The 22,051-nt window shown below is 45.2% G+C and carries 15 protein-coding genes and 1 pseudogene; 3 read left to right on the top strand and 13 right to left on the bottom strand.

The genetic code is table 11. The annotated features are described in order from the left end of the window. Window positions 1-27: 27 nt before the first annotated feature. From POREN0001_RS07480 to POREN0001_RS09135, 3 genes are read left to right on the top strand one after another with little or no spacing between them, the layout of a single operon-like run. A complete protein-coding gene (locus tag POREN0001_RS07480) occupies window positions 28-522 on the top strand; it encodes an Lrp/AsnC family transcriptional regulator (protein ID WP_004334707.1) in 495 nt (164 codons plus the stop codon). Window positions 523-545: 23 nt separating this feature from the next. After that, on the top strand, window positions 546-1,982 hold the full coding sequence (xseA, locus tag POREN0001_RS07475) for an exodeoxyribonuclease VII large subunit (RefSeq protein WP_004334673.1): 1,437 nt from the start codon (window positions 546-548) through the stop codon (window positions 1,980-1,982). Continuing rightward, window positions 1,982-3,451 carry a hypothetical protein gene (locus POREN0001_RS09135; RefSeq protein ID WP_004334716.1) on the top strand — a complete coding sequence of 490 codons (1,470 nt, stop codon included), beginning with the start codon at window positions 1,982-1,984 and terminating at the stop codon, window positions 3,449-3,451. Before xseA ends, POREN0001_RS09135 begins: the two co-directional genes overlap by 1 nt. A gap of 210 nt (window positions 3,452-3,661) precedes the next feature. On the opposite strand, the gene POREN0001_RS07465 is transcribed toward POREN0001_RS09135, so the two are convergent. The 13 genes and pseudogenes from POREN0001_RS07465 to POREN0001_RS09690 all read right to left on the bottom strand — a co-directional run. Next, a complete protein-coding gene (locus POREN0001_RS07465) occupies window positions 3,662-4,525 on the bottom strand; it encodes an Ig-like domain-containing protein (RefSeq protein WP_004334695.1) in 864 nt (287 codons plus the stop codon). A gap of 87 nt (window positions 4,526-4,612) precedes the next feature. After that, entirely contained in the window at window positions 4,613-7,561 is a 2,949-nt protein-coding gene (locus tag POREN0001_RS07460; protein WP_004334728.1) for a T9SS type A sorting domain-containing protein, read from the bottom strand. Between the two features lie 122 nt (window positions 7,562-7,683). Further along, entirely contained in the window at window positions 7,684-9,987 is a 2,304-nt protein-coding gene (locus POREN0001_RS07455; protein WP_040581367.1) for a leucine-rich repeat domain-containing protein, read from the bottom strand. Window positions 9,988-10,029: 42 nt separating this feature from the next. Further along, window positions 10,030-11,763, bottom strand: coding sequence for a leucine-rich repeat domain-containing protein (locus POREN0001_RS07450; protein ID WP_004334705.1), 1,734 nt, complete (start codon window positions 11,761-11,763; stop codon window positions 10,030-10,032). 406 nt (window positions 11,764-12,169) lie between these two features. Continuing rightward, window positions 12,170-14,200: a leucine-rich repeat domain-containing protein gene (locus POREN0001_RS07445; protein ID WP_004334690.1), complete on the bottom strand. Its 2,031-nt coding sequence runs from the start codon at window positions 14,198-14,200 to the stop codon at window positions 12,170-12,172. A 629-nt stretch (window positions 14,201-14,829) separates the two neighbouring features. Further along, entirely contained in the window at window positions 14,830-15,855 is a 1,026-nt protein-coding gene (gene galE, locus POREN0001_RS07440; RefSeq protein ID WP_004334701.1) for a UDP-glucose 4-epimerase GalE, read from the bottom strand. Next, window positions 15,852-16,448, bottom strand: coding sequence for a ribosome biogenesis GTP-binding protein YihA/YsxC (gene yihA / locus POREN0001_RS07435; RefSeq protein ID WP_004334686.1), 597 nt, complete (start codon window positions 16,446-16,448; stop codon window positions 15,852-15,854). The genes galE and yihA overlap by 4 nt, the downstream gene beginning before the upstream one ends. Before the next feature lie 308 nt (window positions 16,449-16,756). Beyond that, window positions 16,757-17,713: an NAD-dependent epimerase/dehydratase family protein gene (locus POREN0001_RS07425; RefSeq protein WP_004334670.1), complete on the bottom strand. Its 957-nt coding sequence runs from the start codon at window positions 17,711-17,713 to the stop codon at window positions 16,757-16,759. 61 nt (window positions 17,714-17,774) lie between these two features. Further along, on the bottom strand, window positions 17,775-18,947 hold the full coding sequence (locus POREN0001_RS07420) for a 1-acyl-sn-glycerol-3-phosphate acyltransferase (RefSeq protein ID WP_004334698.1): 1,173 nt from the start codon (window positions 18,945-18,947) through the stop codon (window positions 17,775-17,777). After that, the gene (locus tag POREN0001_RS07415) at window positions 18,944-19,936 is read right to left on the bottom strand and encodes a D-alanine--D-alanine ligase (RefSeq protein WP_004334682.1); all 993 of its coding nucleotides are present in this window, start codon (window positions 19,934-19,936) and stop codon (window positions 18,944-18,946) included. Before POREN0001_RS07415 ends, POREN0001_RS07420 begins: the two co-directional genes overlap by 4 nt. 42 nt (window positions 19,937-19,978) lie before the next feature. Next, on the bottom strand, window positions 19,979-21,058 hold the full coding sequence (locus POREN0001_RS07410; RefSeq protein ID WP_004334719.1) for an RluA family pseudouridine synthase: 1,080 nt from the start codon (window positions 21,056-21,058) through the stop codon (window positions 19,979-19,981). A gap of 1 nt (window position 21,059) precedes the next feature. After that, a complete protein-coding gene (locus POREN0001_RS07405; protein ID WP_052296710.1) occupies window positions 21,060-21,698 on the bottom strand; it encodes a PASTA domain-containing protein in 639 nt (212 codons plus the stop codon). Window positions 21,699-21,925: 227 nt separating this feature from the next. Further along, window positions 21,926-22,051 (bottom strand): annotated as a pseudogene (locus POREN0001_RS09690) (IS30 family transposase); the annotation flags it as partial.

The raw sequence follows: 22,051 nt of genomic DNA, 5'->3' as shown, positions 1-22,051 counted from the left end.
TAAGAAACTATAAACCAATATAAACATATGAAGATAGATAAGTTAGATCGTCGCATTCTTGCCATTATTTCGGACAATGCTCGCATTCCGTTTCGTGATGTAGCAGAGCGATGTGGAGTATCTCGCGCAGCTATTCACCAACATGTACAGCGCATGGTGGAGCGAGGGGTAATTACGGGATCCGGATATCGCGTGAATCCCAAAGACTTAGGTTATACCACTTGTACTTACATTGGGGTGCGCCTAGAGCGTGCTGCTCTGTACCGCGAAGTGTTGCCTCAGATAGAAGCAATACCCGAAGTTGTGGAATGCCACTATACCACGGGACCTTACTCAATGCTGATCAAGCTATATGCCGTAGACAATTCGCACTTGATGCACATATTGAGTAATCGCATTCAGTCTATTGCCGGAGTTTCGTCTACAGAGACATTGATTTCTCTTGCAGAAGGTTTTGTGCGTAATATGCCTATCCCGGAAGAGGATACCACGGATTCGTATACTTCCTATAACGCGGAGTAATAGCCTATCCCTCAGTAGAGGGGATGCCAAAACCGATCCCTATGAAGGTCTTTTCCCTTCACGAGTTGAATAGCAGTATCCGTCGAGCTTTTGAACAAAACTTCGGAGGCCGATTTTGGGTTACTGCTGAGACTAGTGGGATCAAGTCTCCCCCTCAGGGGGGACACTTTTACTTTGAACTTCTTGAGAAAGGCGAGAGAGAAGGGCAGATCTTAGCCCGATCTCGTGCCGTGATGTGGCGTGCTTCCGTGGGCTCTTTGCTTACAAAGTTTGAATCTGCAACAGGTCAGACTTTTACGAACGGACTGCAGGTGCAGCTTTTGGTGGGCGTCCACTTCCATGAGCAGTTTGGTCTCTACCTTGATGTTTATGACCTAGACCCCACTTTTACGTTGGGGGATATGGCAAGAAAGCGTAGAGAGACGCTAGAGCGATTGCGACGCGAGGGATTGCTTGATTGCCAGAAGGCTCTGACTTTGGGGCGTCCTTTGCGGCATATTGCCGTTATCTCTTCGGCTTCGGCAGCTGGGTGGGGCGATTTCTATAGTCATATACAAGCTGCGAGAGAGCAGTGGCCTTTTCACCTCCAACTTTATCCTGCACTGATGCAAGGAGAGGGAACAACCACTTCCATTCTTTCGGCTCTCCGAGAGATTGCACAGAGTGGTATAGCGTATGATTGTGTTGTACTTATACGAGGAGGAGGGGCAGAGATCGATCTCATGGCTTTTGATAGCTATGAGCTTTGTGCCGCAATTGCTCGCTACCCCTTACCTATTATCGTGGGGATAGGGCACGAGCGTGATACAAGTGTTGCCGATAGGGTAGCTCACCATTCCCTAAAGACCCCCACAGCTGTCGCCGAGTTTCTCCTCAATAGCAGAGAGAGGGAATGGACCCTTCTGAGAAAGCTCTCTGAGCGATTGCAGCGATCTGTTGTACTGATGCAGGACTACCATTTGGTACTGTTGCAGCGCCTTGTGCATCACCTCCCTATAGCTATAAAAGAATCTACTCAACAGGAGTTTTTTAAGTTGCAACGTCAAGAGGCTACTTTGCAACGCACCGCTCTCATGCTCTTAGCACAAGAGAGACAGCGTATTGAGCACTGCAGCTACCTACTCAAAGCCACAATGCCCAAGTTGTTGCTCAGCTACCAAAGCGTATTAGAGCAAGAGCAACAGCACCTACAGCGCGTACTTCCTCTCATTCTGGAGAAGAAGAAAGAATCCCTAGAGCATTTGGCAAGGTTGGTGCAGCTTCTTAGTCCTCGCCAAACACTCAAGCGAGGGTATTCTATTGTACGAAAAGCGGATAAGAGTATCCTCTCTTCTCAGCAACTAACAAGGGGAGATACCCTTGAGATCTTCTTGTATGAAGGACGTGTGGGAGCGCAGGTTTCTTCTGTAGAACTTCCTCCCTCCGACTCCAATGACCCTGAAAACTCAACCTCTTTGTGATGAAATATATTGCTTCTATAGGTCTTTTTTTTGTCTTCTTATCCCTTGCATTGACGGGTTGCCATGATCAGTTTGACCATTTTACATCAGACCCGAATGCGCGCATTTCGTTCTCTCAAGACACCTTGCGTTTGGATACCTTATATTCTGAGCAACCCTCTTCTACGCGTACGCTATTGGTCTACAATAAAGGGAATAAGGCACTCAAAATAGATGAGATAAGGTTGCTTTATGGTGTAGAGCGGGGTTTTAGAATAAATGTAGATGGACGGTCCGGACAACGTTTTGAGGGGGTGACACTACCTGCAGGAGATAGTATTCATGTGTTTGTAGAAGCTACTCTGCAAAGGATGATTGATGATTTGCCCCAATTGATTACGGACTCAATCCTATTTCGCTTCAATGGGAAACAACAAGCATTACGAATAGAAAGTTGGTGTCATAATCTTGATCAATACGATCTGCTTCACATCCAAAAAGACTCTGTGATAACTGCTCAAAGGCCGCTTTATATCCGTGATAGTTTAGTGGTGGATGAGGGAGTAACCCTTACCTTGGAGGCAGGCGTACACTTACTATTGGGCGACAAAGCCCATATTAGTATCTACGGCTCTTTATGCGCCAATGGTACTCCGACGGAGAGAGTACTCATAGAGGGGTTGAGACGTGACTATTTAATCCCTTCTATCAACTATCGCCTCGTGCCTGGGCAGTGGAACTATGTACGTTTAGCTTGTGGTACAAAGGGGAATAAACTCCTCTATACAACCATCCGAAATGGTAGAGATGGGCTTATTTGTGATGCTACACACTCCGCAAGTGGGGAAGAAACTCTTTATGCCGAGGGGCTGATTATTACAAATATGAAAGGGCGAGCCCTTACCTTTGATAGAGCACGTGCACGTCTGTACAATTGTGAGCTTTCAAATACACTATCTACAACTCTTTTGGTTACAGGAGGTGTAACAGAATTGTTGCATTGTAGCTTGGTGAATTATTATGCTTGGGACAAAAGAGAGGGAAGTACCTTGGTATATAATCTGCCAGAGAGTGGTGGAGCAGAGCAGACCTCTTTCAAAGCGACTAATACCCTAGTGGATGGTGCACGTAGTGTGATACGTATCGCAGGGAGGGAGCCTGTGGGGGGAGAGATTGAACTGGCCGAGAAGGTAAGAGATCGAACTACATTTGACCATTGCTATTTGCGTACAGCCCTCCCTCAAAATAACGGCGTCGCCTACTTTGATTGTATAGAAGCCAAGCAACCTGCAGACGAGGTTTATGTGCATGTAGGGCGAAATCGGGAAAAAGATAAGATGGATTTTGTCTATTTCTTCCAGCCTTGGGCAGATGCTCCATGGGTACAGAAAGGAGTGAAAAGTGACCTATCTACAGATATACAAGGGCGTACAAGAGCTACACAACCGACCATCGGAGCTTATGAACCCTCTACGGAAAAGCGAAAGTAGATAGGAGGGAAAAAGACTTCTTACGGAAACGAAAAGGTCTCGATTTAGAAGGTTGCAATAACCTTTTAAACCGAGACCTCTTCTTTTAGAGTATTTCTGAAGCGAGATGGAGCTCAGGGGGAGGGCTACATCTATAGTAAAACCCGAGACCCTGAACTCCGATATTACGAGAATGCAGATAAGTACGCTTACAGACTTTCCCGAATGGGATTAGTGATCTTTATGGTAATGGTATAGGATATTTGCAAGAACTCTATACTTCCCTTTTTTTGTTGGTTGAGCATATACAATGATGGATAGTTGCTCATTTTTCCCTAGTTTGCCATTGAGAGCCGTATAGGTATATCCTATCTTTCCCTTAGAGTCGTTGAATTGTCCATTTGTGGTAAACCCATATCCTTCGGCGAACTCCTTTATAATTTTCTTCCCGGGTTCTGTGGAGAAGGGATTCTGATCTTCCCTGATATTCGTGAATAATTCTATATGGGCTTGGTGCTCATTTGCATAGTCATATTGAATAATCTCTATATATCGATTGTCAATAAAATCCTCTCCATCTTTGGTGACGGGAGCAAAGTAGTATCCAAATTCATCAGGTTTCTTTCCTATGAGGTCATTGATGTATCTCCATCCAAAGGGTTGGTTTGCGGCTTTTATGTCTTCAAATCGTTCTTTCATGAGAGCTCGGAGAGGAATGTAAAATGGAGGAGTTAGCTTATTATCTTTGTTCCCAATCATGCGAGCTGAGTAGTCCGTTTCGGGTTTGTAAACGAGTATTGATACTTTTTTTGTCTCCTTCCCGGCTCGTACAATAATGGTTGTAGAGCCTTCTGTGAGACCTTTGACCTCTCCTTTTTCATTTACGGAAGCGATGGCGTCATTGGAAGAGGTAAAGACAAGAGCAGTCCCCAAAGGGGTAACTTTTGCCTTAATGTTTCCAACTTCTCCTACTTTAATCTTGAGTTCAGTAGGCGAAACGCTTAATTTAATTTGAGGCTTCTCCTCCTGTTTACATGCTGATACCATCAGAGTAAGGACGGTAAGCGCCATAAAGGCTAACTTGTTTCTATTCATATGTTTTCTTGTTTTGGGTTCTTCTTAGAGGAGAAAAGGTAGTACAGCGGAGGTGCTGTACTTAGCCTTTTCTCTACCGAGGATTGTTTATTTCTTTAGTACAGTGATGCGTTGAGAGATACGTTGATTTGCAGTTTCTAGTACTACAATAAATACGCCTTCGCTTAACTGAGAGAGGTCTACACTCTCTTGAGGATGGTTTATCTGAACTAGGCGAGCTCCGTCCATGCTGTACACACTTAGTTGGGCAACCTCTTGTGCATTCTTTAGATAAAGTGTAGAGTTTGATCCAAGTTGTGTTGGGAATACTGCTGGAGTATTTGTGTCGATTCCTTCCGTTGCAAGCTCTGTTTCGTAAGAAACCTTCACTTCGTACTTGTCGCTGGTAGAACCTGTTGCATCTTGGTAGGTTGTAGCCTTTAGTCCTTTAGCTACTTCCACTCCGTTCTTCAACACCTTATATTCCTTTACCACAGGGAAGGTTACCGGTGATACCGCTTTTGCGAAGCATTCGAAATCTTCTTTCTTTTCAACATCAGGCGAGGAAGCGAAAACAACACGGATTGCATGATATGCTTCGGGAGGTGTAGAACCCCTATAATAATCTTCAGGAACAGGGTGCTGCATCCCATTAACGAGGAGGAATGCGTCTAGGTAGCGACGAATTTCGTTATCGCTATCCTTTACGTAAGCAATCCCGATGGGAGCATCATCGTTGGGAGATCCACAACCTACAAATAGATCCTGCATGGGGTCGAATTGGAAGGGCTTATCAAGAGTTACCGTTAGCCATTCGCCTTCTTTCCATGTATCGGGTACATCGAATACCTGCTCGTATAGCCTACCAACATTAGTGTCCTTTATTTTGTTATACTCAACACCATTGCGAATACAGATGCTATATTTCCCTTTTGCTTTTGTATCGGGGATGAGTCGTACGGCATAGATGCAAGGAGCTTTTTCTCCCACAAACTTGTCGCTGGGCATACGTTGTACCAATCTATATCTATCAGGAGTGTTCCAGCGACCTTTCATTTCGCACTTGGGGCGTGCATATGCGCCTAGTTGCATGTTTTTGGGATAACCGAAGAGGGAGATCTCTTGTAGATAAGAGGGAGCTTTCCAAGTCAAGTTAACACCATTAGAGCCATTTGCGCTTACTTCTACAGGCACGGTTTCGATGAGTTTCCCTAGATATAGACCGCGTTCGGCGATATCGGAATCTCCATACGTGTAGGCTTTGCCATTATTAAATCCATCATCGGGGATGGTAAGACCGTTGTAGTTGTAGCGAACTTGTACACCATATACAACACCTCCTTCTCGATTAGATCCATTGAGGGCTTCGGTGCGAGTTTCTGTAAAGGAAAGTTCGTCTGTCTCTCCGAGCTCCTTTACCAATACTCCATTTCTATATACACGGTACTGCAACTTCCATTCCGAGGGTAGGTTCTTTTTATCTACACCCTTCCAAGAAACTTGTATCTTTTCGTTGTCTGTGAGTTTAATGGTCAAACCACTAATACCTTCGAGAGGTTTCAAGTTTTCTCTCCAAGTCCCTGCCAGAGTTTCTGCATTACCTTTTGTTTTAGGATCAAGGTAAATATCCATTGAGGATAGAGGATTGCTGGGGTCTTTATAGTTATCCCAGTGGCGGCTGAGACGTCCATAATAGTTGGGGTAGTCACCACACTTAGAACGTCCTCCCGTGAGGGTCCCTACGACTAAGTGATTCTGATCGAAAATTGAAGAGCCTGATGATCCTCCTTCTGTATCCCCTTCGGTGAAGGTTACTAGGAAGTGGTCTCCTCGTCCTCCCAAAGCTCCGAAAACATCCCATGTGCTAATCTCGATGGGGCTATCAGAAACCGAAATCTTCTTAGCATCCCCAGAAGGGTGGTGGATCCCTACAATTCTTCCCTTGGGACGTGCTGTAATACGATCCCATCCATTATAGTAAACTCTATAGTTCTTGGGAACTTCAGTATTAGCAAGTAGAAGCATACCATCGCTCTTGGGTACCCCCTTTCCTTCGACAATAGGAAGGTAGCTCTTTACGGTACATCCAATGATAGACTTCCCTCGGCTTAACGCTTCTGCTCCGTTGCTGCAGGTTGACTTTTCATAGTTAAATCTGAAAACCCACTTGTCAAGATCCGCTTGTGAGGTTAGAGGTTTTTCATTATCCCCGGTGATACAGTGTGCTGCTGTAAGGATATAGGGAGCAAAGTCAAGGTTGGTGTTATTAAGAAGATTCCCTGAGCAACAACCCAAAGATACCTTACCATCTTCGGTTTCGTACATAACGATCTGTACTACCCCTGTCTTTTCGGTTTGCCATTCTGCTCCTTGCTTACAATTGATACCAATTTGGCAAAGAGGATTGCTATTATCTTCTCCGGGGTCGAAGAACTTCTTTGTGAGAGATCCTAGACCTACATGAGAGTAAACAATGTGACCTATACCATCAATTAATAGAGAGGGCATTTCATTCCTTCTCCCCGGTACGTATTCGAGGATTACTTCATTACCCTTGAGAGGCTCTGTAGAGAAGACTCCGTGTTTGGGATGGGTCTCGTTGGTGTAAGATCCAAGAAGGGCACTTTTGTTGGTGTTGTATATGAAAAGTTTCCCTCCATCGTTTGGAATAAAGAAGTCTTTGTAGGTAATAGAGAGAGCCTTAGCTCCTGGTGAAGAGATGGCTAGGCGATAAACCTCTTTACCGGATTCTAGAGTGGTGCGTTTAGCCTCCTTTGCAAAGTCGATAAAGGTTTCTACAACTTGCCCCACGCGTAGAGGCTTAAAGTGAATGGAATTCGTCCCCCATTCATTCAAGGTTTTCAGGTCTTGTGCATTAAAGTCTGGGGCTACTCGCACAATGTTAATGGCCTCGGCACCTCGAAGCTCTGACTTGGGTGCTGTAAAGCTGGGTGGCAATCCTCCAAAGGATTCCTGTGCATAAGCTTGATACGCTTGGGCTCCGATTAGAGGAGCTGCTAGTGCAAGCAGTACGGCCTTTTTACAATTGATTTTCATTTTGTCTGCTGTAATCTATGTAGAGATGTTTTAATTCTTCATAGAACAGAGGGAGAAGCCATGTCATTCTCTGTATGACAAGGAAGCTCCTCCCTCATAAAAACTATTTCATGAAACTATGCTTAGTGACGAACAATTAGACGTTTAGAAACATTGCCCACCAACACAACGTAGATGCCTTCAGCAAGCCCGGCTACATTGAGAGCAGCTCTACCAGAAGGATCTGCTATAGAAGAGAGAATGCGTACTCCATCTAATGTATATAGATCGATAGTAGCTTCCTTAGAAGCGCCTTCAACAAAGACTTCTCCTCTTGCAGGATTGGGGAAGAGTACAACATTTGCATCGTCTCGAGTCACTTGCTTGGTGAAAGTGCTTTCCCAAGTTTCTCCTTCATAGGGATCTTTAGTGCTTAGAAGCCATTCGAATTTAGCAACGACCTCTGTGTCTTTATCAAGGACAAATTCTTTAGTACCCTTAATATTCTCACCATTCGCTTTCAAAGATTGTAGCTCTCTTTCACCATCTGTTTCATTGGAGTCAATGTTGGCAATAACCTCTACTTTCAATCCTCGTGGAAGTCTTTCGAGATCTTGATTCAGTCTTTCTCCTTTAAGTTTTAGGACACCGTGGCCAATACGTTTCAGTTTTACCTTGCAGATATCATTTGTGAACGTGGCAACCACTTCACCATCTTTAGACACCCAGAAGGTTGAGTCTTTGAAGAGATCTTCCGTTGTAGCTCCTTCTTCGGCAGGAGTAAATCCTAGTGTCTTTAGTCCATATCCGGCATCAGGAGTAATTGTTACATCTACCCTTGTATCTGTGTAGGCTTGTATAGAGGTATTATTTTGATTGTTAAGCTTGATAGAACCTCCATTACCTTCTGTACGACACTTTATCGTGCGAAGGATGGCTCCCGGATAATTGGCATAGGTGCGGTGGTCAAGGATATTCCATTTCTTTTCCTTGGCTTGCTTTACATGCTCTGAAGTGCAAAGGTTTTGCTCTTCGGGGGCACGAGTCTGTACCGCGTAGAGAGAGCCAGCACTGATCGATTCTTTCTTATCAGTTAGAGACGCAATGAGTTTCTTCATGTTGTCTCCCTGAATGTTGTTTTTGTAGACGTTGACTTCAGAAAGTGCATTCAGACCCTTTAGATCTAATGAGGTGAGCTTATTATTACCCATCTCAAGAGTTTCTAGATTGGTGCAAGAAGAGAGGTCTACCGATGTAAGCTTATTGTCGTTTAGATAAAGATTTTTATGATTCTTCAGTTTTACAGAAGAGAGTTGATTCTCACTAGCGTAAACAGTGCTAAGGTCTCCGGAGCAGGCTGTGAGGTCTAGAGAGGTTAGTTCATTTTTCTGGACTTTAAGAGTTTCCAATGCAGGGCAACCAGTAACCTTGAAAGAGGTTAGCTTGTTGTTTTCGATTGAGAACTCGCTAAGATTTTCTAGACCTTTCAACTCAAACTCGCCTGAGAACTTATTGTTCCCTAGACCAACTTCGCTAAGAGACTTGGCACACTTAGAGAAATCTACAGCGGTAAGACTATTGTTTTCAAGATTGACTTGACTCAACTTTGGGAGGTCTTCCAACTTCAATGTAGAGATCTTGTTTCCATAGAGGTTTAGCACTTTAAGTGCGGGAAGTCCAACTGCGGTAAAGCTTGTAAGTCTTGAGTCTTTACGCTTGTTCTTGATCGAAATTACTTCAAGCTTGGGGCAAGAAGAGAAACTTACAGCATCGATAGGATTATACGAAAGTACAACACTCTCGAGAGCGGGCAGGTTCTTAAGATCAATCTTTGAGATGCCATTGTTATTAAGGTCGAGCTCTTTGAGTTTCGTCAAACCCGTAAGATCAAGTTCACTCAGAGAACTGAGCGTCAGAGAGGCTTTTTCAAGATTTGTAGCAGCAGTAAGATTGATTTTGACCAACTTACTCCCATTACATTGGATCTGCTTCAAGCTTGTACACCCTGTAAGATTAATCTCTCGTATATCAGTAGCAGAAGCTCCTAGATATGTGAGAGATTTCATCCCAGTAAGATTGAGTACACTCATCTTATTGGTTTCTACAATAAGTTCCTGTAGGCTTTCGGGGTTTTCGAAAGTAATAGAGTCAATAGCCGACAAATTACAATCGAACTGTGTGACGGGACCTGTAATGGTAATCCAGCTCTTTGTCACTTTCCAAGCTTCCCCTTTATCAAGCTTTACGAGTTCACACCCATCAATCTGTACGCCCTTCTCTCCAACCTTAGGAGTCATGACGAGATTAATCCTCTCATCACTATTAGGCTTTACTTGGGTTTTAAACCTGATGACTTGCTGTTTCTGTCCCTGTGCATTAGCATGGTTGGGCAAAAGCGCACCCATGAATGCCAGCAACGAAATAAGCGTAACAATTCTAAATTTCATAGCTTTTGTTAATTATGAGAATGATGTTCTATAACCAAATAATTAGGGAATGTAAACTTTCTGGGTCTTTCCGTTGGAAGAAACCAAATAGATACCCGTAGACAACTCTACACTGAAGGCTGTTTCATTGGTGCTGTGTACCAAGTAGCCGTTGATAGAGTAGAGGTTTACCTGATTAGCTTCGGGGTTTTGGATGCGAAGAACGCCTGCAGAGGGCATCAAAACAAGACTTTCGTTCTCTACTTCTTTGGTGCTTAGGCCTTCTAGTTTTACGATTTGACGGAATTTCTTCCATGCAGAGGCTTCCTGATACTTGGATAGACTAGCCCCGGGTACTTGCAACTGAGCTCCTTTTACGAGGTCTTCATCAAAGTTCACAGACTGCCCCTTTTCATTTTGCACTTTTGGAGGCATCTCTGCATAGACACGTATTATCCCCTTATCGCGCGTGGCGAGAGCAGGACACGTTGAAAATACGAAATCCCCTAGAGTCTTACAACCTTTCCCGATTTCTACATAGTTGAGGTTTTTACAATCTTGGAAAGCTCCTGTTGCAATAGTCTCAACAGCATCTGGCACTTTTACAGAATGGATATTGGAGCCGCTAAAGGCATATTCTCCAATGGATTTGAGGCTCTTTGGTAGTATAACCTCACGGGGACCCTTATTCCTGTAGGTTGATTCTATACCTCCATTTTCATAGAGTACGAGCATCGCCCTGTTTCCTATATGTTCTATTCCTTCAGGTAGGGTAATAGTCGCCAAATCTTTTGTAAAAAGGAGAGAAACTGCAGTATGAGTTTTTTTGTCTGCAAGGAGTCTTCCATCCATGAGTGCTTCATATGTAGCATTGCCCGGAGCCACTTCAAATTTTTTACAGCTTTCGAGGAGGCAGAAGGCAGAGCCACTGGCAATTTTATCTACGGAAGCAGGGATTTTCATGGATTCCAGATGCGTACAGAGATAGAATGCCGATGATTCGATCTCTTTGAGCCCCTCATTCAAGGTGATCTCTGTGAGGTACTCACAATACTCAAAAGCTCCCTGTGCTATCTTCTTCACTGTAGAGGGGAGGACCACTTTCTTCACGTTTTGTCTAAACGATGGGTATTTGATAACTACCGATTCATCTTTCGTGTATAGAGCTCCATCCCGATTCGAGAATGCCGAATTCCCCTCTGCTACAGTTATCTCTTTGATATTCCAACAGCCTGAGAATGCTCCTTCTCCTATTTTGGTAAGTCCTTTGCCAATTTTGATGGAGCCGAGTTTGATGGTTTCTTTGAAGCATCTGTCATCAAGTTCTTCTGTTGCATCGGGAATCTCTATCTTCAGAATTGACGCTCCCCAAAAAGCACCCTGTCCAATATATTGGATTGTCTTGGGAAGCTTGACACTTTGCAAATTGAACATGTTCGCAAATGCAACACGCCCAATGGCAACTACAGTATAGGTGCTGCCGCCGTGAGTAATAGTTTCCGGCACCTCCATGCTGTGTTGGTATACATTATCTATACCAGTAGCTGGTGCCACACCTACGGTCTTGTTTTCTTCACTAATGACGTAGTAGAAAAACTTACCTTCCTTGAACTTCTTCGAATAGTCAGGTTTTCTCCACGCATCATCGAATGTTGCACCCCTAGTGGCATTATAATTGCCACTGGTGTAGATTTCTTTTTGGGCAGCCGATGGTACGACTGTATTCCCAAAAGAATTCGTTGCTACTGCCGACATTACTGAAGCAATAGCAACAGAAATAAGGGTAGTTCTTTTCATCTTTTCTGTTTTAATGTTTAATATTGCGGTTTTATATCATATAGTCTTTACAAGCGGCTTTTTGCCGCTATCTTTATTTCCACTCACATGCGAAGATAGATACTTTTTCCAGAATGACAATCTTTTCTGGGCTCCGAAAGACTATTTTTTGGAGTGGATTATCTGCTCGATAATAAGGTTGTTTCATTTCGTACTATTCCCTGTACGTATTATACGATTTTGTGCGTACAGTGGGGTGATGAGCTGAAAAGAACACAAAAAGGCTACTACACAGAGAGATAACGAAAAATACCTTTACTGCTGACTCGTACTAAGTACTATGTCCTCAGCTTTTATTCTTCTGCTCTGTGTAGTAGTCTTTTATTTTAGTAGGGAGGCTCAGGGGAAAGCCTCCCTAGGGAAAGAGCTACCTTAGTATAGCCTTTCGGATAGTACGCAAAGAATCCTTTTCTACAACTACGAGGAGAATGTCTCCGGCAGTTCCTTCGAACAGTAGATGGTTAGTAGCACTAGAGAGGAGTGACCCTAAGAGGTTGTATAGAGAGATTTTTCCTTCGGCATCAATAGAGAGTCTGTTTTCTGTCGTGGATATCTTGATAAGCGGAGCAGAAATCTCCTTACAACTTGTAGGAGCCGGAGCCTCTTCGAGAGGCTTAATCTGTCTAAAGCTTTCTGAGTAAACAGCATTCGCTTTGTAGAGTTCGAGACTTTCTTGGGGAACGTACAGAGTGGCATTTTCGGGGAGTTGGTCGAATGACCCTTCGGTTTGGTAGGAGCCGATTCTGCCTTTTGGGGAAGCCGCCGGAGGTGTTATGGCTCTTATAATTACAGTCTCTAGCACGTTGTCTCCCTTGAATGCATTGTTCTTAATCGTTGTCACGGAGGCGGGTAGATCTACATAAGTCAAAGTGATACATTGAGAGAGAGCACTTGTGCCAACGACCTGAACGCCCTCTCCAATGAGAAGCTCTTCTAGGATAATATTGTTGTAGACAGCCCTGTCTGCTATCGCTGTTATTCCTGCCGGAAGAGATATATTCCTTCCCCCATTCCAGCCATTGGGGATAAATAGTAGGGCATTGCTTTCTTTCTCTATCAGTAGCCCATCTTTTATTACATACTTGCTGTTCTCTCCATCAAACCTTATGTCTCGCAACTTGAAGGCATTGTAGATACCACAAGGGTAGAAGGTATTTAGAGTGCTTGGTAAAACTAATTCGGTAATCTTTGCTCCACTGATAGCCGCTTCGTGCATTACCTCTAGTTGTTTGTTGAGGGTAATTGATGTTAGCTCTGTTGCCCAGACACCTCCTTCACCAATTTCTTTGACCCCTTCTGCAAGGACTAGGTTTCGCAAGGTCTGGTTGGAGAGCTTTTCCCCACCAATGGCTCCGTCTGCAATGTAAACCGTCTTCGATAGGGTAGGATCTTTGGTCATATCTAAAGATTCTTCCGCTCCTATGAATCGAATCAATGTATTGCTAGTGTGGTCGTAGATATAGCTCATCTTAGAGATGCCACTTTCTTCGGGTAGGGCTTCGATGTTTTTGAAAAGCTTCCATCCGTCTGCAGCCTGATATTGCGCAATTGCATCCTCAGGTACATAGAGTTTGCATTGGGCAACATTTACACCATTGAGTGCGTCTTCGCCCATTACTTCCGGCGGAAAAGCTCGGTAGGAGTATATCTCTTCAAGTCCTGTGCAATTGAAAAAGGCATTTGCATTGAATCGTGATAGCTCTCCCGGTATATAGAGTCTCTTGAGGCTTTTGCAGTTGTCAAATGCTCGGGGTGCCGTCCCAATTGTTGAGAATGGGATGACAAATTCTTCCGAAGATTTACCTCTTGGATATTGCTCCAAGTACCATTTGTCAAAGAGATAGCTATAGAGAACGCCCCCTATAGAGAAGTAGGTTTCATTCCCTTTCTCAACCTCTATATCGCTAAGTTGTCTGCAGTTGTAAAAAGCATATGCTCCAAGCTCTTCTAGAGTTTTGGGGAGAAGAATGCTCTTTAGCTTAGCACAGCCGCTAAAGGCTGAGCCTTCGATACGTTGTACCTTCTTTAGATCTACTTTCTCAAGGTTCTTGCATGCAAAAAAACTTTCCTCTCCGATGGACTCGAGTTTTTCGCTCCAAGAAACCTCTTGCAGATTATTACAATCTGCAAAAGCACCTGTATTGATTTGTTTGCAGAGTGGTGGAAGGATGATTTTCTGAAGGTCTCGATTCGCTTTGAAGGCTGCATCACCAATCGTCTCAATCAGGGCAAAAGTGGGATCCTTGCTAAGGTCGATAGTTTCTTCGCTTCCTGTCCACTTAACTAGGGTCTTTTTCCCTTCGTCAATTTGGTAGGACTCTTTTGGATAGCTCTGAGCTAGTAAGGTTAGAGGTGCTAGAAATAGAACCAATCCCAAAACAAAAGTACTTTTTCGCATAAGAGAATAGGATTTATTAGTGAATAAAAGGAATAAGCATTGTACGAGCAAAATCGCTGCAGTTCTCGCTAAGAGAAGAGGAGGAGAAATGAATTATTCTTTTGATAATCTAGTGAAATAATTTTCTGTTTTGCGGAGTAGTGTCCTGTCATTTAGAAAGTGTTTGTATGATGTTGCGAGACAAATGTATATATTATTGCTGATATGACAATGTAGTGGTAAGTAAATTTTTATTTTTTACTCGAATGGGAGGAGGAGAGAGTTGTGCGATAATCTTCAAAAATCTCTTTTAGTTGTATTCAGCAGTCTAGGTGTTCTTGGAGTGGATCAACAATTGCTTCTTGAGGGAAAAAGGCTGCCTTTGAGCGATGAAGAGAGTCTTCCATTAGAGAAAAACAGATACACTTGCTTCGTGGCTCCAGCGGATAAAAGTTCCTCTTATAAGGCGAAAGGGCAGGGAGTACGAACAGAAATAGTAGAGCGTCTCAGGAGAGAAAATAGAAAAAGAGCCTGCCCCGTATTGTGGGCAAGCTCTTTTGGTTTTGGATTATAGGCTTCTTTGTAGTCTAGTGATTATCTATCCCCTTTGCAACCATTGAGAGGGCAATATGGGTAGGTGGGCGTGCATTTCAGCCACGCTTAGCAAGGGCACATTGCCAATCCCATGCCGAACGGAGGGTTTCTTCTAGGCTCTTCTCTGCGTGCCAACCGAGCACCTCGTTAGATTTTCTAGCTTCCGCCCAAATGGCTTCTATATCGCCTTCTCGCCTATCCACATACCGATGAGGAACCTTTACGCCTGTGGCGGTCTCAAATTTTTCTATGAGTTCGATTACACTTACCCCTCTGCCGGTACCGATATTGAACATATCAAGCTGAGGGGCTTCCTTCGCTTGTAGCATCCGGTCTAGAGCTGCAATGTGGGCTTTTGCCAAGTCTACAACATTGATGTAGTCTCGAATGCAACTACCATCGGGGGTATTATAGTCAGTGCCAAATACACTGAGTACTTCACGGATGCCTGCCGCCGTTTGCGTTAGATAGGGAATAAGATTTTGAGGAACTCCGTTGGGTTCTTCTCCGATAAGAGCTGAGGGATGGGCTCCGATTGGGTTAAAGTAACGTAGCAAGGTAGCTCGAAAATCTGCTCCTGATAGGATGGTATCCCGAATAATTTCTTCGTTAATCTGCTTGGTATTTCCATAAGGCGAAGTTGCAGGAAGGATAGGGGCATCTTCACTTACGGGGAGCACATCGGGCTGCCCATACACCGTGCAACTCGAAGAAAAAACAAGAGCTTTGGTTGCAAACTCTTGCATGCACTCCAGCAGGGTGATGAGCGAGAGGATATTATTGCGGTAGTAGAGTAGGGGTTTTTGTACTGACTCCCCTACAGCCTTGCTCGCTGCAAAGTGGATAACGGCATCTATGGGGTGCTCCCTAAAGACTTGGCGCAAGGCCCCTTGGTCGCAGCAGTCAATTGCATAAAACTCGGGGCGTTTGCCCGTGATGGCTTCAACCCCATCGAGCACCTCACGACGAGAGTTGCTTAGGTTGTCTACTACTACTACCTTGTAGCCTGCCGAGATGAGTTCTACCGTTGTGTGGGAGCCAATATAGCCTGTTCCTCCCGTTACGAGAATGGTTCCTTTCATAGTGAATGATTGATAGTTTCGATGTATTGTAGTAATTCTTCTCTCCCTGTCGCTTTTTCTGATGAGGTGTAAAAGAAGGGGGGAAGTTCGTCCCACTCCTCAGACAATGTCTCTTGGTATCGCTTTATAGACTCTTGCAATTTGGGGCGAGAGAGCTTATCGATTTTTGTCATGACAATAGAGAGAGGTACCCCGGCTTCACCCATCTGCTGGATAAACTCTAGGTCTATTTTTTGTGGTTCCAGACGGCTATCAACCAATATAAATAGGTTGATAAGTTGCTTACGTCCCAAGATATATCCCTCAATCATACGGCGAAAGGCAAGGCGTTGCTCCTTATTGCGAGCGGCATAACCATAGCCCGGGAGGTCTACAAGATGCCAATCTTTATTGATCAAGAAATGGTTGATGAGTTGGGTTTTGCCTGGTTTTGAACTTGTCATTGCCAGCTTTGTGTGCCCCGTAAGCATATTGATAAGGGAAGATTTACCCACATTAGAGCGTCCGATGAAGGCATATTCCGGTAGTTTACTCTCGGGGCATTGATCCAATTGAGCACTACTTTTGACAAATTCGGCAGTCTTTATTATCATGAGCCTTAGCTGTTGTGTTTGTTAAATGACACAAGTTAAATACCTCCTTTTGAGGGAGGAAGTCACCTGCAAAGGTAGTCTCTTTCTACTAATTGATCGCCTCTCTCTCTACGAGAACCCTGGGGCTTTCGTAGGAATAACTAATCTCCTCGTTAAACGAGAGCTATCTATGGAGACAAAAAAGGGAGCTACACTACGTATGAGTGTGCTCCCCTATAATGAATCCGAATCTGACTAGAATTCTATCCGAATCCGGTTAGTTTTTCGCTAGAGTCTAGGTGGAATTCTATTTGATTCTGGGCAGGAAATTATTTGTTGTAGCGTGCTTTTAGGATGCGTACCATGTCTTCGCTCATTGAGTCAATATCGAATTGGGGTTTCCAATCCCACTCTTGGCGAGCGCAAGTATCGTCAAGTGAGTTGGGCCACGACTCTGCGATGCCTTGGCGGAGAGGGTCTACATCGTAGGTCATCTCGAAGTTCGGGATCTGACGCTTTACGGCAGCTGCGATCTGGCTAGGCTCGAAACTCATAGAGGCAATATTGAAAGAATTGCGATGAACGAGGCGCGTAGGATCGGCTTCCATTAGCTCGATGGCAGCACGGAGGGCATCGGGCATATACATCATATCCATGTAAGTTCCCTCTTTTATGGGGCAGACAAACTTACCCTCTTTTACGGCAGCGTAGTAGATATCTACAGCGTAATCCGTTGTACCACCTCCGGGGAGAGTAACGTTGGAGATAAGGCCGGGGAAGCGCACCGAGCGAGTATCTACACCGAAGCGCTTGAAGTAGTAGTCGCTAAGAAGCTCACCGGCTACTTTGGTCACCCCGTACATCGTCTTGGGGCGTTGTAGGGTATCTTGGGGTGTCTTGTCTTTGGGGGTATCATTACCAAAAGCTCCGATAGAGCTAGGAGTAAATACGGCACATCCTTTTTCACGAGCAATCTCAAGTACATTGAAGAGACCTCCAAGTCCGATATGCCATGCAAGTTGAGGTTTTGCCTCTGCTACTGCACTCAGTAGGGCTGCTAGGTTGTAAATCGTATCCACATGGTACTTATCTACCACCTCGCTAATCTGCTGGGCGTTGGTAATGTCCACCACTTCGGCAGGACCGGATTCTGCCAATACACCCTTGGGCTCTGCACCCGGGATATAGCCTGCAATTACATTTCCGGAGGGGTAGGTCTCCCTCAACTTCATAGTGAGCTCCGAGCCAATTTGCCCTGTTGAGCCGATGATGAGTATATTCTTCATTACTCCTAAATGGTTAACTATATATCTTCTGCAAAGGTAATTTTTTGCTATTTATTAGAGGTCATTCTCCACCTTTTATAGCGAGCAAATGGTTGCGTAATGGATTGGCATACATGAGTAGCATCTGTTGGCGCAGGTGGGGGCGCGCTTCTTGGGGGGTAGGGCACTTGTCTAGTTGAGTCCCTATGTATCGTTCAAATTCTCCTTGCTCCTTACTGCTGTAATGCCCCGCCGTATGGTGGTGCGTAGAGCCCCTCAGGAGATCATCTGCGATGTAATTAGCCGGATATAATCGGTAGTGGCGGTGTATCTCACGATCTATAAGTTCGGCAGCAAGAAGCAATTGATCTTTGGGGCTTTTGGGTAGTTCTACCCCGGAGATTAGCTCCCGAAGCGGTGTGCCAATAGTAACATGTATACGCCCCTTTTTGCCCATAAGCCCTTCGCGCATGTTCAGTACATCCTCACCGGGCGACTTGTGGTATTCGCCATTTTGCTGGCGAGCAAGTAGCTCCATCGCCTTGAGGTAGTCACAGGGGTCGTATTCGTAGCTAATGCTTACGGGTACAGTGTTTATGTTTACCAGTCTATCTATAATTGACCCCTCTCCTGCGATGGCAAGCATTTTGAGTAGTGCAGGTTGGGTGCGATCGTTGCTATCTTTTGCACGCCCCTCGCGTTGGGCAATCCACAATGAGGCTTTGTCTTGGGTAATACTGTGGAGGATATAGGCCGAGAGCGCCTGAGAGGAAGCAAGGAAGTCGCGGGGCGATTCGGCGCGTTTTACGGTTACGCTATCCATCAGCCTTACCACTTCTTTAATCCAAGGGCGAGCAAAGAGGTTGTCACCAATGGCAATACGGGGGAGGCGATACCCCTTATCGGCTAGTAGTACATTGAGTATCCCGGTATCTAAAATAATATCTCGGTGGTTACTCACAAAGGTGGCCGGAGTATCTCCTCCGAGGCGAGAAGTGCCCGATAGATCGCAGCTAAATGCCGTTTTTTGCAGGATATAACGAATGATATTGTAGCCGAATGCCAGTTTTATCTCCCGTATCGTTTGGGATTTTAGCATACCCTGTTTTAGAGCCTCGGCCTGGTTTGGGAGGACCTGATCGAGTAGGGAGCAAAACTCTTGATCGGCCAATAGTTGCTCTACGGCATCGTGTACTTCACTATCGAGATAGGGACGAATATCCCTCCATATTTCGGTTGAGGCGGTTGAGGTCATAGGAGGTGTAGTTTGTCGTTTATAATTGCTGTAAATATGTGGGATAGCTCAAGCCCGGCAGCTCGTATCTCTTGGGGGATAAAGCTCGCTTCGGTCATGCCGGGAGTAGTATTGACTTCTAGTAGGGTGGGCTTACCGTCGGCTTCGATAATATAATCTACACGGATAATCCCTTGGGCGTGCAATAGAAGGGCAATGCGTGAGGTAAGCTCTTGCAGTTCTTGGGTAAGCTTTTCTGAGATACGTGCAGGTGTAATCTCATCACTATTGCCGTGATATTTGGCATCGAAGTCGAAGAACTCTCCTTTCTTTATTACCACTTCTGTAAGGGGGAGAGGATGGGGTGTGTTGTTTACAATGTAGCAACCGGACGTCACTTCTGTACCTTCGATCAGTCGTTCTACAAGTACCTCCGGAGCTTCTTCGAAGGCTTTTTGTATAGCCACGGCAAGTTGGTCCATAGAGGTTACTTTGGTTGTAGCTATGCTAGACCCCCCGGCGTTGGGCTTTACAAATACGGGTAGAGGGATGCGCTTGGCTACCTCTTCTACTTGGTAGGGAATGTCTGAGAATAATCTCTCGGAGGCAGCTATGCGAATACCAAAGGCAGAGAGATAGTGGTTGCAGGTGAATTTGTCAAAGGTGAGAGATTCGCACAAAACTCCCCCCGTATTGTAGGGAATCTCGAGCATATCGAAGTACCCTTGCAGTAACCCATTCTCGCCGGGAGTCCCATGTATGGTAATGAAAGCGTAATCGAAACGGCACTCTTTATCCCCCATGGAGAAGGAAAAATGGTTGCGGTCTATGGGTAGCCAAGTATCCTCCACTTGCACTTCCCAGAGATCTCGGGATAGGCGAACGAGGTAGGGAGAGAAGAGGGTACGATCTATATCTTTTATAATGGTGGCTGCACTACGGAGCGATACCTCCCGCTCTCCGGAGTACCCACCGGCAACAATGGCTATACGTGGTTTTTGGGTCTTCATATACACTACACTATATAAGTGGGATAGGGGTAAGTTTGATATTTATAAAAGGGAAAGAGCATAATCTCTCCACTCCGAGATGAGTTGCTCCATGTCTCGAGGGATCGGGGCTTCGAAGCGCATAAACTCTCCGGTTAAGGGGTGGGTAAAACCCAATGTACGTGCGTGGAGGGCTTGTCTGGGGCAGAGCTCGAGCATATGGCGCGCAAACGACAAGTAGCTACTAGAGGGGCGCCCTCGGAGTATCTCGCTACCTCCATATTTTTCGTCCCCAAAGAGTGGGTGGTTGATGCTCTTCATATGGGCACGGATTTGGTGGGTTCTCCCTGTCTCTAGCCGGCACTCAATGTAGGATACGAAGGCAAAAGTCTCAAGTACCCGATAGTGTGTAATGGCATTTTTCCCCTCATCGCTATTGGGAGGGAAAACGCTCATACGCGTCCTGTCTCGCGGATCTCTACCGATATTGCCCTCTATTCTTCCTTCGCTTTCTTTGAAGGCTCCCCATACAAGAGCTCGGTAGCTCCGCTCCGAGGTCTTTTCGAAAAACTGCTTTCCTAGGGCTGTCTTTGCCTCGGGTCGCTTCGCTACAACAAGAAGTCCGCTTGTGTCTTTATCGATACGATGTACAAGCCCAACATTGGGGTCGTTTGCATCGTATTTAGGATCGTCTCGGAAGTAGTAAGCCAAGGCATTTACTAGGGTGCCCGTATAGTTGCCGTTGCCGGGGTGTACTACCATGCCCGCCGGTTTATTTACTACAAGTAGGTCATTATCTTCGTAAACAACCTCTAGAGGGATATCTTCGGCAACGATGCCTCGCTCGTGTGGAGGGCGAGCAAGTCGCAGGGTAATAACATCCCCAGGGCGTACCTTGTAGTTGCTTTTGATGGGCGTCTCTCCCACAAAGAGATAACCTGCCTCTGCCGCAAGCTGGATGCGATGCCGGGAGCTGTGCTCTAACTTGTCGACTAGGAATTTATCGATACGGAGGGGCGTTTGTCCCTTATCCACAACGATGCGAAAATGTTCGTAGAGAGCCCCCCCTTCCTCATCGCCCTCTTCGTCAAGAGGTGAGAGGGTATCTAGGTCCTCCTCTTCATTCTCCCAATTCAAAGCCATGTTACCACCATTCTTCGGGTTCGTCATCTTTTATCGGGGCGACTTCACGTGTGTCAATCTCCGATTGAGGGGTTGCAGAATCATCATCCCCACTTGGAATAGCAAATAGAGATTCTTCTATAGCAAGGCTATCTGCACTAAAGCTCAATGCATCGCTTGTAACCAAAAGGGTAAGATGAGCCTTGAGGGTAACTTTAGTGCCAGGGGGTATTAATTGACCTTTTTCATTGGCGATCCCTACCACAAGTCCGTTGTATTTGCCATCCACTCGCTTAAGTCCTATATTGGTGAACCCTAACCCTTCTAATAGGGCATTGGCATGACGGGCAGATTGCCCTTCTACCTCCGGTATGGCTATTGTACGAGGATAAAAAGCATTGATGGTTAGGAAGATGATACGACGTGGCTTTACACGAGAACCGGATTCGGGGAGAGTCTCAAAGACAGTCCCGGGTTTCATGTCTTCTACATAGTTGGAGTCCACAACTTCGTAGTTCAGTCCGGCATCGTCGAGTTTCTCTACAGCCTCCTCAAAGGATAGCCCTTTTAGCTCGGGTACGGTCACCGCTTTTCCGTGCCGAGTGTATAGATGCATCAGCAGAAATACGACAAAAAGTACCAGTATGGAAATGACAACCATAGCTACTATAGAGCTTATTATAGGGTGTTTCCGAATGAATGTCCAGTTTCTCCAATTCATATATTTCTTCGATTGGGGTGTAGAGTACCACAGCCTTGCTTCCTTATCTGCTCTTGAGAATGAATGAGACAAATGGGAGGCTTGGGTACTTTCCGGCGTCAAAGATACAGCAAAAGAGGCACACAACGGCGGATTTTACCTGATTATCTGGAGTGCAGATTCCAGTATCAAGTGCAACGGTGTGACAAAAGTAGTGCTAAGACTTCATTTGGGGATTTAAAGTCCAAACTTTTCCTAGGTCTGTTGTTTAGCAGGATCCTGATATTCCGTATTTGTTTGTCATCAACATCTTT

This window comes from Porphyromonas endodontalis ATCC 35406 (assembly GCF_000174815.1).
Classification (GTDB): Bacteria; Bacteroidota; Bacteroidia; order Bacteroidales; family Porphyromonadaceae; genus Porphyromonas; species Porphyromonas endodontalis.
Note: the sequence above shows the minus strand (reverse complement) of the source record. Positions and strands in the feature narration are given on the sequence as shown.